Raw genomic sequence first — 12,653 nt, 5'->3', positions numbered from 1 at the left:
AAAGCCGATCACGGGCAAACTTCAGGAACACTTTCGAGCCAATCGCGCCTAATGTCGCCAGCATGGACTCGGGACTGCTCTTCTCCTTCCTCGCCGTGGACCTGCTGCTGGTGTGTGTACCGGGCGCCGACTGGGCGTACGTCATCGCGACCGCCGTGCGGGGCCGCTCGGTGCTGCGCGCCGTGGCGGGCCTGGTCAGCGGATATGCCCTGCACACGGTCCTGGCGACAGCGGGCCTGGCGGTCCTGGTGGCCGGTTCGCCCCGGCTGCTGACGGCCCTGACGGTGGCGGGCGCGGGGTACCTGCTGTGGCTGGGCTGGTCGGTGCTGCGCCGCCCGGCGGTCCCCGGCGCCGCGGACGAGACCCCCGGGGCCGGCCGGCGGCTGTTCCTCCGGGGCGCCACGATCAGCGGCCTGAACCCCAAGGGCCTGCTGCTCTACCTCTCCGTGCTCCCCCAGTTCCTCACCCTGCGGGGCGCCCACCTGCCCGTACCCGCTCAGACGGCGTCCCTGGGCCTGCTCCACATGGCGTGCTGCGCGGCCGTCTACCTCACCGTCGGCACCCTGGCCCGCGCCCTGCTCGCGGCTCGCCCGCTGGCGGCCCGGGCGGTGACCCGCACCTCGGGCGCGGCCATGCTGGGCATCGGCGCGTTCCTGCTGGTGGAGCGGCTGGCGACGCTCTAGCTGCGCATCCCCGCGGCATCCGGCGACGGCGACACCGTCGTCCTCGGCGCGCCCGAGATGCCCGCGTCTCAGGGCTCCCTCGGAGTGAGCCGGAACAGCCGGATCTCCCGCTCCACCCGCGCCTGGTAGGTGGCGTACGGCGGCCAGAACGCCAGCAGCGCCCGCCAGGCGGCGGCCCGCTCCTCCCCCGTGAGCAACCGGGCGGTGACGGGGATGTCCCGGCCCTTCCAGCTGACCGAGGCGTCCGGGTGGGCGAGGAGGTTGTGGGTCCAGGACGGGTGGCCGGTCCGCCCGAAGTTGGAGCCGGCGAGGATCCAGCTCCTGCCGTCGCCCTCGGGCATGCACGCCAGCGGGGTCCGGCGCGGCAGCCCGCTGCGGGCGCCGGTAGAGGTGAGGACCACCCCCGGCAGCAGCTGGGCGCTGAGCAGCACCTTTCCCCGGGTGAGCCGGTGCACGCCCCGGTCGAGGGCCGGGATCACATGCGGGGCCACCTTCGCGAACAGCCGGGTGGACGACACCTTCTGCACGAGCCGGAGGCCGGCGGGGAGGGCCATCAGACCGCCGCCTCCCCGCGTACGAAGAGCCCCGCCGTCTCGGCGGCCCGGTCCCGCAGCCGGTGCACCGGCCCGAACAGCAGCTCGTCCCCGGCCGCCCGTTTGAAGTACAGGTGGGCGTCGTGCTCCCAGGTGAAACCGATCCCGCCGTGCAGCTGGATGCCCTCGGCGGCGGCGCTCCGCAGCGCCTCCAGCGCCTGCGCGAGCGCGACTCCGCCCGCCCTTTCCCCCTGAGTGGTCGCCCAGGCCGCGTAGCAGGCGGCCGACCGCGCCGCCTGCACTCCCACATACACATCCGCCAGCCGGTGTTTCACCGCCTGGAAGGACCCGATGGGCCGCCCGAACTGCACCCGCTGCCCGACGTACTCCACGGTCCGCTCCAACACCCGGCCGGCCGCCCCCACGGCCTCGGCGGCGAGCACGGCGGCGACGGAGTCCCCGAGCGCGGCGAGCGCGGGCAGGACGCCGGTGTCGTCCTCCCCCAGCTGCTCGGCGCGGACGTCGCGCAACTGCACCCGCCCCTGCGGCCGGGTGGCGTCGAGAGCGGTCTGCCGGATCCGTACGAGCCCCGCGGCGTCGCCCGCCACCAGAAACAGGCGCGTCCGGGACCGGGCGAACCCGCCGGTGTGCGCGGCGACGAGCAGCAGTCCCGCGCTGTGCCCGTCCAGCACCTGGTCGACCTGCCCGTACAGGGTCCACCCGGCGGCGGTCCACCGGGCCTGTACGCCCCCCGCCCGCCCCCCGCCGGCGGAGTACCCGGCGTTGCCTCCGGTCAGGGCGAGGGCCGTGGCGAGGGCGGGTCCGGGGACGGCGAGGGCGGCGGTGAGTTGCCCGGCGGCCAGCCGGGGCAGCAGCTCGGCACGCTGGGCCCGAGTCCCCAGGGCGAGGATCAGCGGTGCGGTGAGGACGGACGTGGCCAGCAGCGGTGAGGGCGCCAGGGCGCGTCCCGTCTCCTCGCAGGCCAGGGCCAGCTCGGTGACCGAGCAGCCGACACCGCCGTACCGCTCGGGGAGGGCGAGCCCCGGCAGGCCGAGCCGGCCGGCGAGGGCGGACCACAGGAGCGGGTCGTACCCGGCCGGGCTGTCGGCGGCGGTCCGCAGTTCCCGGGAGCCACAGCGTTCACGCAGCAGCTCGCGCAGGGTCCGGCGGATCTCGTCCTGCTCGGCGGTGAAGCGCGTGTCCATGGCTGATCCCTCCGGACCGGATCTGACGGTGCGTCATATTAGGGGGTCCCCGCGGGGATGCCCAGAGACACGGCCCTGCCGCCGGCACCGATACCTGATGTACCGTCAGATCCATGGAGCAAGGGAGCAGGAAAGCCGCCGTGGTGGGCGTGGCCCTCTCCGACTGCGGCCGCGTGGACGACGCGACCCCGTACGCCCTGCACGCCCAGGCGGCCCGCCGCGCCCTCGCGGACGCCGGCCTGGACCGCGCCCGGGTGGACGGCTTCGCCTCGGCGGGCCTGGGCACGCTGGCCCCGGTTGAGGTCGCCGAGTACCTGGGCCTGCGCCCCACCTGGGTGGACTCCACCTCCGTCGGCGGCTCGACCTGGGAGGTCATGGCGGCACACGCGGCGGACGCGATAGCGGCGGGCCGCGCGAACGCGGTCCTCCTCGCCTACGGTTCGACCGCGCGGGCGGACATCAAGGCGGGCCGCAGAACGGGCGACCTCTCCTTCGGTGCCCGGGGCCCCCTCCAGTTCGAGGTCCCCTACGGCCACACGCTGATCGCCAAGTACGCGATGGCGGCCCGCCGCCACATGATCGAGTACGGCACGACGATCGAGCAGCTGGCGGAGGTGGCGGTACAGGCGAGAGCGAACGCGTCCTTGAACCCGGAAGCGATGTTCCGCGCCCCGATCACCGTCGACGACGTCCTCTCCGGCCCGATGATCGCCGACCCCTTCACCAAACTGCACTGCTGCCTGCGCTCGGACGGCGGGGCGGCTGTCCTGCTGGCGGCCGAGGAGTACGTCCGGGACTGCCGCACCGCCCCTGTCTGGATCCTCGGCAGCGGGGAGCACGTCTCCCACGCCACGATGTCCGAGTGGCCGGACTTCACGGTCTCCCCGGCGGCGGTGAGCGGTCGCCTGGCCTTCGAACGCGCCGGTGTCCGCCCCTGCGACATCGACTTCGCCGAGATCTACGACGCCTTCACCTACATGACCCTGGTGACCCTGGAGGACCTGGGCTTCTGCGCCAAGGGCGAGGGCGGGGCGTTCGTGGGGGAGGGACGCCTGCTGGTGCGGGGCGGAGACCTGCCGGTGAACACGGACGGCGGCGGCCTGTCGGCCCAACACCCGGGAATGCGCGGCCTCTTCCTCCTGGTGGAGGCGGTACGACAGCTGCGCGGCGAGGCCGGTGACCGTCAAGTGCGGGCGCGGGACGGCGGATTGCCGAGGCTCGGCGTCGCGTCGGGGACGGGGGGCTGGTTCTGCTCGTCGGGGACGGTGGTGCTGGGGCGGGGGTGAGAAGGGACCCGGCCGCGCGGCGCGCGGGCGTGCCGTCCGACCCGGGCCGCCCCGGGGTCCGGGGTGATACTCGCCCCATGGCACAACAAGATCTCCACACGCTGCTTCGGTCGCTGCGGGTCTGGGCGCCCGAGACGACGGAGCTGCGCCCCTTCGACCCGGATACGGCCCCTCCCACACCGTTGGCGCTGTTCACGAACTGGTTCGCGGCGGCGGTGGCCGCGGGCCAGCCGGAGCCGCACACGATGTCGCTGGCGACGGTGGACGAGGAAGGCAGGCCGGACGTACGCATCGTGATGCTGCACGGCGCCGACGCGGACGGCTGGTCCTTCGCCTCGCACGCCACGAGCCGCAAGGGCCGCGCCCTGAGCGCCCACCCGTACGCCGCCCTGGCCTTCTACTGGCCGGTGCTCGGGCGCCAGATCCGGGTACGGGGGCCGGTCACGTCGGCGCCCTCCGAGGAGAGCCAGGCCGACCTGCACGCGCGGTCCACGGGGGCGCTTGCGGCGGCGCTCACCGGGCGGCAGAGCGAGGAGCTGTCCTCGCTGGAGGAGTTGCGGCGGGTCTCGGAAGGGGCCTGGGAGAGGGCCCGCGAGAACCCGGGCGAGCCTTCCCCGACCTGGACCCTGTACCGCCTGCACCCGGAGACGGTGGAGTTCTTCCAGGGGGATGCGGACAGGCGGCACGTACGCCTGGAGTACCGGAGCACGGAGTTCGGCTGGCGCAGGGTGTTGCTCTGGCCGTGAGAAGCTCCCTCACTCCCCGGACTCCCCCACCGTGAAGTCCGCGAGCCGACGGTGAGCGATGCGTTGGTCCAGGGCGTTGCTCGTCCCATCGGCCAGGCCCGGAAGAGGAGGATCTCCCGTACGCCGGAGTCCGCGCCGCTCGGCTCACCTCTGCCGTGGCCGCCGCGCCCGCGCATCCGCGTCCGCGCAGGCGGGCCGGGGTGTACACCGGGGCGATCCGGGCCTGGCCGGCGGCCTTCCGGGGTCACTCCGGCGAGGGAGACGGACGTGCCGTCAGGGGCCTCCCGGCGGGCGACGCCGCCGTGGCCGAGGCGGGCGCCGGTCCACTCGGAGGGGTCCCCGGCGCGCCGCCCCACCGCGTCCATGAACTCCCCGTACCAGCGCATCAGCGGTTCCCGGTCTTCCGGTCCCCGATCCGCGCCCGGCCCTCCGGCCTGTATTCCGGCACCGTCGACCCGTCCGGCGGGTACAGCCGTCGACGCCGGCGGATCCCGCGTGCCGGTGCGCCGCTGCCGGGCCTTCGTGAAGGCCGCCGCCGTCTCCCGTTCCGCGGAGACCCCCGGAACCCGGTGGGCCCAGGTCCGCGGCCGGGCGGACGGCGCGTCGGCCTCCTGCGGGGCGAGCGGTGTGGCGGCGGGGCGAGCGGTGTGACGTGGACGGCGAAGGGCCGCGTGTGGAGCAGCACCGCCCGCACCGTGCCGTCCGCCGCCTCCCGCGTGCCGAAAGGGGCAACTCGCCGCCGCAGAGGCGCAGGCCGCCGCGGCGGAGTCGTCCGTCACCGTCGGCGGCACCGTGTGCGGTGCCGGGCGGGAGCGGAGGAAGTCGCCCGCCCGGGAGAGGAAGTCGTCGAGGTCTTCGGTCAGGTGCCGGCTCTCAGGGCGCGTGCGGTCGTGATCCGGGTCGGGTCCCGGGGCGGAACACCGGTTTTCCCTCCCGGAAGGTGACCCTCAGCGGCATCCCGGCCACCAGCTCCCGCTCCGGGCACTCCACCACCTCCGTCATCATCCTCGGCCCCTCCGCCAGGTCGACCACGGCCGCCGTGTACGGGGTGCGGTCCCCGAAGGGGGGCAGGTCATTGCGGTGGATCGTGGACCAGGTGTAGAGGGTCGCGTGACCGCTCGCCCGCTCCCACGCCACCGCCCCGCTCCAGCAGTGCGGGCAGAACTCCCGGGGGTAGTGGTGCGCCCGGCCACAGGCCCCGCAACGGCGGATCAGCAGACGGCCCCGCGCAGCCGCCTCCCAGTAGGGGCGGGTGAAGGCGTCGGTCTCCGGGAGGTCGTAGCGCGGGCCGCCCATCAGAACCACCCGGTCCACGCGTCCACCGACCAGGTCTGCCACGCCATCCCGAAGAAGCAGACGAGCGAGATCAGCGCCATCATCGAGTTCTGACCCTGCTCCGCCCAGTCGTGGATCATGAGGATGAAGTAGATCGCGTTCAGGAGCAGGCCCGCGAGCAGGGCCACCGGGGTCAGGAAGCCGAGGATCAGGCCGAGGCCGAGGGACAGCTCGGCGTAGGCCACGACGTACGCCATGAGCTTCGGGTGCGGCCTGACCACCGTGTCGAAGCCCGTCCGGACCGGGGCCCACCGGTGTTTCGCCGCCACGTCCGCCGCCCAGGCGATGCCGCTCTCCCGCTGGAACCAGGCCTTCTTGTCCTTGTGCCGCCAGCTCTCCAGCCACCACAGGCCGAGGCCTGTACGCAACACCGCCAGCCACTCCGCGCCGTCCAGCCCTATCGCGTCCATGGATCTGACGGTACGTCAGACAAGGCGGGTTGCCGAGCCTTCCGCCGGAGGTTCGCCGCGCAGGCGCCGGGGAATCGGCCGGCAGCCGTGGATCGCCCGTGAAGCGGCCCCCGCACCCCCTCCGGAGGGTTTCCCCTCATCCGTGTGGGCTGCGTCACGCGTGACGGTCGCTTCTCCCCACACGTGACCAATCCGCAACCGATTCCGGTCTTGACCGAGACCCATCAAGCGGGTGCGTGATTACGCTCCCGCTCATGGCAGTCTCCCGTCTCACTTCCGTGCACCTCTCCCCGACCCCCGCCGACCGCCCGGTCTACGTCATCGGCGCCGGTCCGGGCGGCCTGGCCGCCGCGTACGCGCTGCGGGCGCGGGGCATACGGGCCGTGGTGCTGGAGAAGTCCGGCCAGGTGGGCGCCTCCTGGCGCGGGCACTACGACCGGCTCCATCTGCACACCACCCGGCGGCTGTCCGCGCTGCCCGGCCTCGCGATACCCCGGAGGTTCGGGCGCTGGGTCTCCCGCGACAACGTGGTGCGGTACCTGGAGAAGTACGCCGAGCACCACGAGCTGGAGATCGTCACCGGCGTGGAGGTCCACCGCGTCGAGCGGACCGAGGACGGCACGGGCTGGCTGCTGCACGCCTCCGGCGGGCGGGAGCTGACCGGCAGCGCGGTGGTCGTCGCCACCGGCTACAACCACACCCCGCGCATCCCCGACTGGCCCGGCCGGGAGGCGTACGAAGGGGAGTTCCGGCACGCCGGCGAGTACCGCAACGCCGAACCGTACGCCGGCCGCGACGTGCTCGTCGTCGGTATCGGCAACACCGGCGCGGAGATCGCCGTGGACCTGGCGGAGGGCGGGGCCGCGCGGGTGCGGCTGGCCGTGCGCACGGCTCCGCACATCCTGCGCCGGTCGACCTTCGGCTGGGCCGCCCAGTACACGGGCGTGCTGGTACGGCGGCTGCCGGTGCGGCTCGTGGACCGGCTCGCCGGTCCGGTGGGCCGGATCAGCACCCCCGACCTGTCCGCGCAGGGGCTGCCGCGCCCCGACACCGGCCTGTACAGCAGGGTGAGGCAGGGCGCCATCCCGGTCCAGGACGTCGGCCTGATCGACGCCGTACGCAAGAAGAAGGTGGAGATCGTGGCCGCCGTCGAGGCGTTCGAGGACGGGAAGGTGGTCCTCGCCGACGGCAGCCGTGTCTCGCCGGACGCGGTGATCGCGGCCACGGGGTATGTGCGGGCACTGGAGGGGCTGGTCGGGCATCTCGGGGTGCTGGACGAGCGCGGCAGGCCGGTGGTGCACGGCGGCCGTACGCCGGGACGGGCACCGGACCTGTACTTCACCGGGTTCACCAATCCCATCAGTGGAATGCTGCGGGAGATGGCGCTCGACGCCGGGAAGATCGCCAAGGCCGTGGCGAAGCGGCTGGGGTAGTACCGCCCCGCAACTTTGCCGTTCCGAGCCATTCCTGGCTTCCCGCCCGTTCAGTAACCTGACAGAGCGTCAGTTTTTTGGCTGTCTCTCACAGGAGCGGGCGGAACGATGCTTGGATCAACCCACGGCACCCTCACCACCGACTCCCGCCGGGCCCGGGCCATCGCCTGCGGCGAGCAACGGCCCGGACCCGCCGTCCACGGCCGGACCGACGACCTCGAAGGGGGGGCCGGCCTCGACGTCGGCGGGCGCCCGCTGCACGCGGACGCACCGGACCTCTCCCGCCTCTTCCGGCCCGAGTCCGTCGCCGTGATCGGCGCCTCCGACGCCGAGGGGCGGCCCAACACGGGGATCACCCGGCAGCTGCTGGCGTGGGCAGAGCGGGTCGGCGCGCGGGTGCACCCGGTGCATCCGGGCCGGCCGTCCGTGTTCGGCGTCCCCTGCGTCGGCTCCGTCGCCGACCTGCCCGAACAGGTCGACCTGGCCGTCCTGCTGGTCGCCGACCCGCTCCCGGTGATCGGGGAACTGGCCGAGACGAAGGTGAAGTTCGCCGTCGCCTTCGCCTCCGGTTTCGCGGAGACCGGTGCGGCGGGCGCCGAGGCCCAGCAGCGGCTCGCGGACGCCGTACGGCGCTCGGGGCTCCGGCTGCTCGGCCCGAACACCAACCTCAACGCCTTCGAACGCTTCCGGGAGGACCTGGAAGGGCCGGCCATCGCGCTGATCACCCAGTCCGGGCACCAGGGCCGGCCGGTCTTCGCCCTGCAGGAGCTGGGCATCCGGCTCTCGCACTGGGCACCCACCGGCAACGAGGCCGACCTGGAGACCGCCGACTTCATCTCCTACTTCGCCGAGCAGCCCGAGGTCGGCGCCATCGCCTGTTACGTGGAGGGGCTGAAGGACGGCCGTGCCTTCCTGCTGGCCGCCGATCGCGCCGCCCGCCGCAAGGTGCCCGTGGTCGCCGTGAAGGTGGGCCGGACCGAGGCCGGGGCCCGTACGGCCGCCTCGCACACCGGCAAGCTGACCGGCACCGACGATGTGGTGGACGCGGCCATGCGGCAGTACGGCGTGATCCGCGTCGACGGTCTGGACGAACTCCAGGACACCGCCGCCCTGCTGGCGCGGGCCCGGACCCCGCAGGCGGACGGGGTCGCCGTCTACTCCATCTCCGGCGGCACGGGCGCCCATGTCGCCGACCTCGCCTCAGCGGCCGGACTGCACCTCCCGCGCCTGTCCGAGGCCAAGCAGGCCGAACTGCACCAGTGGATACCGCAATACCTGAGCGTGGCCAACCCGGTGGACAACGGCGGCCACCCGGTCGGTGACCGGCGCGGCCGGAGGATTATCGACGCGATCCTCGCCGATCCGGCGGTCGGGGTGCTGATCTGCCCGGTCACCGGCCCCTTCCCGCCGCTCAGCGACAAGCTCGTGTCGGACCTGGTCGAGGCCGCCGAGGAGACCGGCAAGCTGGTGTGCGTGGTGTGGGGTTCGCCGGTCGGCACCGAGCCCGCGTACCGGGAGGTCCTGCTGGGCTCCTCCCGCGTGGCCACGTTCCGGACCGTCGGCAACTGCCTGACCGCCGTCCGCGCCTGGCTGGACCACCACCGCTTCGTGAGCGACTACCGCTCCCCCTTCGACGAGGCCCCGCGCACCCCCTCGCCCTCCTTCCGCAAGGCCGAGGCCCTGATGCGGCCCGGTCGGCAGCTCAGCGAGCACGCGGCCAAGCAGCTGCTGCGCGCCTACGGCATCCGGGTGCCGCGCGAGCAGCTGGTGACCAGCGCGGCGGCGGCCGTCCGCGCGGCGGGGCAGGTCGGCTACCCGGTGGTGATGAAGGCCTCCGGCGCGCAGATCGCCCACAAGACCGAACTCGGCCTGGTGAAGATCGGGCTGACCTCGGCCAGCCAGGTCCGGGACGCCTACCGCGAGCTGACCGACATCGCCCGTTACGAGGGTGTCTCCCTGGACGGCGTCCTGGTCTGCCAGATGGTCGAGCGGGGCGTGGAGATGGTCGTCGGGGTGACGCACGACGAGCTGTTCGGGCCGACCGTGACCGTGGGGCTCGGCGGGGTGCTGGTGGAGGTGCTGCGCGACGTGGCGGTCCGCGTCCCGCCGTTCGGCGAGGACCGGGCCCGGGACATGCTCACCGACCTGCGCGGCCGGGCCCTGCTGGACGGGGTCCGGGGCCGGCCGCCGGCCGACCGGGACGCGCTGGTGGAGGTGGTCCTCCGGGTCCAGCGCATGGCTCTGGAACTCGGCGATCACATCGCCGAGTTGGACATCAACCCGCTGATGGTGCTGCCCCGCGGGCAGGGCGCCGTGGCACTGGACGCACTGGTGGTGTGCCGGTGAGCGGGATCGCCCATGAGGTCCGCGAGCACGTCTCGTACCTCACCCTCGACCGCCCGGATTCCCTCAACGCCCTGACCCCCGCCCTGCGGGACCGGATCGTCGAGCTGCTGGCCCAGGCGTCCGCGGACCCGGACGTACGGGCGGTCGTCCTGACCGGCACCGGGCGCGGGTTCTGCGCGGGCGCGGACCTGCGGGGCGGGGCCACCGGCGGGGAACGGGTCCCCGGGGACGTCGCCCGCACCCTGCGGCTCGGCGCCCAGCGCCTGATCGCGGCCGTGCTGGACTGCGAGAAACCGGTACTGGCCGCCGTGAACGGCACGGCCGCCGGCCTCGGCGCGCACCTGGCGTTCGCCTGCGACCTCGTCCTGGCCGCCGAATCCGCCCGCTTCATCGAGGTGTTCGTGCGCCGCGGGCTGGTACCGGACGCGGGAGGCGCCTATCTGCTGCCCCGGCTGGTCGGTCCGCAGCGGGCCAAGGAGCTGATGTTCTTCGGGGACGCGCTCCTGGCGGCGGACGCGGAACGGCTGGGGCTGGTCAACCGGGTGGTACCGGACGGGGAGCTGACGAGGACGGCCCGCGAGTGGGCCGCCCGCCTGGCCTCCGGCCCGACAAGGGCGCTGGCGCTGACCAAACACCTTGTGAACAGTGCCCTGGACGCCGACCGCCCGGCCGCCTTCGCGGCGGAGGCCTGGGCCCAGGAGATCAACCTGACGACCGAGGACGCCCAGGAGGGCCTGCGGGCGTTCGCGGAGCGCAGGGGCCCACGGTTCCGGGGGCGGTGAGGGTCAGACCCCCAAGGCGCCACCGCCACCGGAGTCTCCCGCTCCACCACAACAGCCCGGCCGCCGGCAACTGAGCGCGTTCACGGCGATCGCCGCGGGCAGGTCACCGGCCCCCCGCAGCGGCCGGGCCGCCCGGACCCGCTCGCGCACGTGCTCCCACCCCATGGCCGCAGCTGAGAGGTCGTTTCATTTGGTGAGGCGGCGGTGGCAGATGAGGGCAGCAGCTATGCCGACGAAGGCGAGGAAGTGTTCAGCCTTGCGCTCGTAGCGGTGTCCAGGCCGTCGCCGGCCTGCTCTCGCACCAGCAGACAGCCGACCTCGACCTGGCACGACCGAGCTGAAAACCCAACCGGGCCGGGCCCTCGACGTCTCACCGCCAACCATGCACGAGCTCGTTAGGGCAGGGGCTGCTGGATGAACGAGCCGAGTTCCTTGACGTCCGCGGTGTCGCGGAGGGCGGCGAGGCGGCTCTCGTTGTTGGGGGACGTACCGGTGTCCACGCCGAAGAAGAGGAGATGGCGGTCGGCGTCGTTCTGCCGGAGCAGTGAGACGTTCAGGACGTTTCCGCTTCGGGTGGAGGGTGCGCCGACACGGGTGGCGAGCTGTGTGTCGACCGCTTCGGCGAGGTCGTCGGCGGTACGGCCGGAGGTCGGGCGCAGCTCGAAGAGGCGGACGTCGTTGCCGAGGTCCCGGCCGGGGTCGGTCTGCCCGGAGGTCTCCGTGCCGTCGAGCGAGGCCAGAGCGACGAAGTGGAACGAGCCCAGGTGGTCGATCCGCGTGATAGCCCCGAGGTTCCCGATCGTGGTGGTCGGATTCCAGGAGCTGTCCGTGGACACCAGCAGAAGGTGGCGGCTGTCGGCGCGGTCCTGCAGCAGGCGTACCGCGCTGACGTTGCCGAACCGGCCAAGCTCGCGCATGGCGCTGACAACGTGGTTCACCACGGCGCTCTTGATGTCCTCGGGCGTCACGCCGTTCTTGGGGTGGAGTTCCAGCGCGATCACGGTGCGCTCTGCGGATGCCATGGATGGATTCCGTTCTATGGATGGGTGAGGGGCCAGAGAAGCCGATGCGAGGCGACCTTGCTGTCCCGTACTTCGGTCAGGCTCACGCCATTGGCACCCAGCTCCTGCGGCCGATTGTTGCCCTGCCGGTCGGTGAAGGTGTGGATCTTCGACTCGCCCGTCGCCTGCCAGACCGTCCACACAGCGTGGTCCTCGACGAACATCCGATCGATCGTGAACTTCAGATCGCGGTAGAGCGATTCGTACAGCTTCAGGTCCGCCGCGAGGATGTCGAGCCCGGGAAGCCCGGCGAAGGTCTGCCCCTCGGGCGACTCGTAGTTCTCGTGGACGATCTCCCTCGCCGCTTCGAGATTGTTCTGATTCCACACCTCCTCGAAGAATCGGCGGACGAGTGCCTTGTCGGACTCCGCTGTCATGGGGGCTCCTCTGTGGGACGACAGGGCCGAATCTATGGTCTCGTCCATCGCGCCGCTCGGCGGACGCCCGGTGGTGCCCGCCATCTGGAGGACACCATGCCGAGTTCTCTGACGGCAGCCGGGAGTCTCGGCTCTGCGGCCGGTCCGCGCTCAGGTCGCCGCGGTGACGGCGGCGACCGTGGTGACCGTCGCGACCGCCGCCTGCATGTTGCGGATCGCGTCGCGGACGGTGTTGCCCGCCCACTGCCCCTCGGCGATCTCCGCTATACGCGGCTCGGAGGAGCCGTATGTTCTCGTCACTTCCGCCGATCTGAGCGATCCCGGGTGTGGGAGCTCCCTCGCGCCATAAGAAACGGTGTCTTACTGATCTTTTCGTTAGTTCAGTGGGTATGACGGGCTAGCTGGTGGGAGCCTGATGTTGTGTCTTTCAAGCCTTCGCCCGTTGTCTCCAGATCT

13 protein-coding genes and 1 pseudogene are annotated in these 12,653 nt (G+C 72.8%); 6 read left to right on the top strand and 8 right to left on the bottom strand.

Features of this window, described 5'->3' with window-relative positions:
- The first annotated feature begins 62 nt into the window (after positions 1-62).
- Positions 63-683, top strand: a complete 621-nt coding sequence (locus ABZ079_RS32940) for a LysE family translocator (RefSeq protein WP_356943122.1) — start codon at positions 63-65, stop codon at positions 681-683.
- A 68-nt stretch (positions 684-751) separates the two neighbouring features.
- Here ABZ079_RS32940 and ABZ079_RS32935 read toward each other — a convergent pair whose 3' ends face one another.
- Positions 752-1,237 carry a nitroreductase family deazaflavin-dependent oxidoreductase gene (locus ABZ079_RS32935; RefSeq protein ID WP_356943121.1) on the bottom strand — a complete coding sequence of 162 codons (486 nt, stop codon included), beginning with the start codon at positions 1,235-1,237 and terminating at the stop codon, positions 752-754.
- Entirely contained in the window at positions 1,237-2,421 is a 1,185-nt protein-coding gene (locus tag ABZ079_RS32930) for an acyl-CoA dehydrogenase family protein (RefSeq protein WP_356943120.1), read from the bottom strand. The genes ABZ079_RS32935 and ABZ079_RS32930 overlap by 1 nt, the downstream gene beginning before the upstream one ends.
- A gap of 113 nt (positions 2,422-2,534) precedes the next feature.
- On the opposite strand from ABZ079_RS32930, the gene ABZ079_RS32925 reads away from it, so the two are divergent.
- Positions 2,535-3,707, top strand: a complete 1,173-nt coding sequence (locus ABZ079_RS32925; protein ID WP_356943119.1) for an acetyl-CoA acetyltransferase — start codon at positions 2,535-2,537, stop codon at positions 3,705-3,707.
- Positions 3,708-3,784: 77 nt separating this feature from the next.
- Entirely contained in the window at positions 3,785-4,453 is a 669-nt protein-coding gene (locus tag ABZ079_RS32920) for a pyridoxal 5'-phosphate synthase (protein WP_356943118.1), read from the top strand.
- An 873-nt stretch (positions 4,454-5,326) separates the two neighbouring features.
- Here the strand turns inward: ABZ079_RS32920 and ABZ079_RS32915 are convergent.
- Positions 5,327-5,749, bottom strand: a complete 423-nt coding sequence (locus ABZ079_RS32915; protein ID WP_356943191.1) for a Zn-ribbon domain-containing OB-fold protein — start codon at positions 5,747-5,749, stop codon at positions 5,327-5,329.
- Positions 5,749-6,198 (bottom strand): DoxX family membrane protein, encoded by a 450-nt coding sequence (locus tag ABZ079_RS32910; protein ID WP_356943117.1) that lies wholly within the window; start codon positions 6,196-6,198, stop codon positions 5,749-5,751. Before ABZ079_RS32910 ends, ABZ079_RS32915 begins: the two co-directional genes overlap by 1 nt.
- Before the next feature lie 254 nt (positions 6,199-6,452).
- On the opposite strand from ABZ079_RS32910, the gene ABZ079_RS32905 reads away from it, so the two are divergent.
- From ABZ079_RS32905 to ABZ079_RS32895, 3 genes are all read left to right on the top strand, one after another.
- Positions 6,453-7,631, top strand: a complete 1,179-nt coding sequence (locus ABZ079_RS32905) for an NAD(P)/FAD-dependent oxidoreductase (protein WP_356943116.1) — start codon at positions 6,453-6,455, stop codon at positions 7,629-7,631.
- Between the two features lie 108 nt (positions 7,632-7,739).
- Entirely contained in the window at positions 7,740-9,977 is a 2,238-nt protein-coding gene (locus ABZ079_RS32900; RefSeq protein ID WP_356943115.1) for an acetate--CoA ligase family protein, read from the top strand.
- On the top strand, positions 9,968-10,759 hold the full coding sequence (locus tag ABZ079_RS32895) for an enoyl-CoA hydratase-related protein (protein ID WP_356943114.1): 792 nt from the start codon (positions 9,968-9,970) through the stop codon (positions 10,757-10,759). Before ABZ079_RS32900 ends, ABZ079_RS32895 begins: the two co-directional genes overlap by 10 nt.
- Before the next feature lie 186 nt (positions 10,760-10,945).
- Here the strand turns inward: ABZ079_RS32895 and ABZ079_RS32890 are convergent.
- From ABZ079_RS32890 to ABZ079_RS32875, 4 genes and pseudogenes are all read right to left on the bottom strand, one after another.
- A pseudogene (locus ABZ079_RS32890) lies at positions 10,946-11,053 on the bottom strand (IS5/IS1182 family transposase); the annotation flags it as partial.
- Positions 11,054-11,154: 101 nt separating this feature from the next.
- A complete protein-coding gene (locus ABZ079_RS32885; RefSeq protein ID WP_356943113.1) occupies positions 11,155-11,781 on the bottom strand; it encodes a hypothetical protein in 627 nt (208 codons plus the stop codon).
- Positions 11,782-11,795: 14 nt separating this feature from the next.
- On the bottom strand, positions 11,796-12,197 hold the full coding sequence (locus ABZ079_RS32880; RefSeq protein ID WP_356624158.1) for an ester cyclase: 402 nt from the start codon (positions 12,195-12,197) through the stop codon (positions 11,796-11,798).
- Positions 12,198-12,347: 150 nt separating this feature from the next.
- Entirely contained in the window at positions 12,348-12,497 is a 150-nt protein-coding gene (locus ABZ079_RS32875; protein ID WP_356943112.1) for a hypothetical protein, read from the bottom strand.
- Positions 12,498-12,653: the final 156 nt, after the last annotated feature.

This window comes from Streptomyces sp. NPDC006314, from assembly GCF_040613075.1.
In the GTDB taxonomy this organism is placed as follows: domain Bacteria; phylum Actinomycetota; class Actinomycetes; order Streptomycetales; family Streptomycetaceae; genus Streptomyces.
The sequence above is the reverse complement of the archived record's forward strand: the minus strand, read 5'-3'. Positions and strand labels throughout refer to the sequence as shown.

Coding starts and splice junctions, on each gene's coding strand:
- ABZ079_RS32940 (WP_356943122.1), top strand. CDS start 63: ATGGACTCGGGACTGCTCTTCTCCTTCCTCGCCGTGGACCTGCTGCTG.
- ABZ079_RS32935 (WP_356943121.1), bottom strand. CDS start 1,237: ATGGCCCTCCCCGCCGGCCTCCGGCTCGTGCAGAAGGTGTCGTCCACC.
- ABZ079_RS32930 (WP_356943120.1), bottom strand. CDS start 2,421: ATGGACACGCGCTTCACCGCCGAGCAGGACGAGATCCGCCGGACCCTG.
- ABZ079_RS32925 (WP_356943119.1), top strand. CDS start 2,535: ATGGAGCAAGGGAGCAGGAAAGCCGCCGTGGTGGGCGTGGCCCTCTCC.
- ABZ079_RS32920 (WP_356943118.1), top strand. CDS start 3,785: ATGGCACAACAAGATCTCCACACGCTGCTTCGGTCGCTGCGGGTCTGG.
- ABZ079_RS32915 (WP_356943191.1), bottom strand. CDS start 5,749: ATGGGCGGCCCGCGCTACGACCTCCCGGAGACCGACGCCTTCACCCGC.
- ABZ079_RS32910 (WP_356943117.1), bottom strand. CDS start 6,198: ATGGACGCGATAGGGCTGGACGGCGCGGAGTGGCTGGCGGTGTTGCGT.
- ABZ079_RS32905 (WP_356943116.1), top strand. CDS start 6,453: ATGGCAGTCTCCCGTCTCACTTCCGTGCACCTCTCCCCGACCCCCGCC.
- ABZ079_RS32900 (WP_356943115.1), top strand. CDS start 7,740: ATGCTTGGATCAACCCACGGCACCCTCACCACCGACTCCCGCCGGGCC.
- ABZ079_RS32885 (WP_356943113.1), bottom strand. CDS start 11,781: ATGGCATCCGCAGAGCGCACCGTGATCGCGCTGGAACTCCACCCCAAG.
- ABZ079_RS32880 (WP_356624158.1), bottom strand. CDS start 12,197: ATGACAGCGGAGTCCGACAAGGCACTCGTCCGCCGATTCTTCGAGGAG.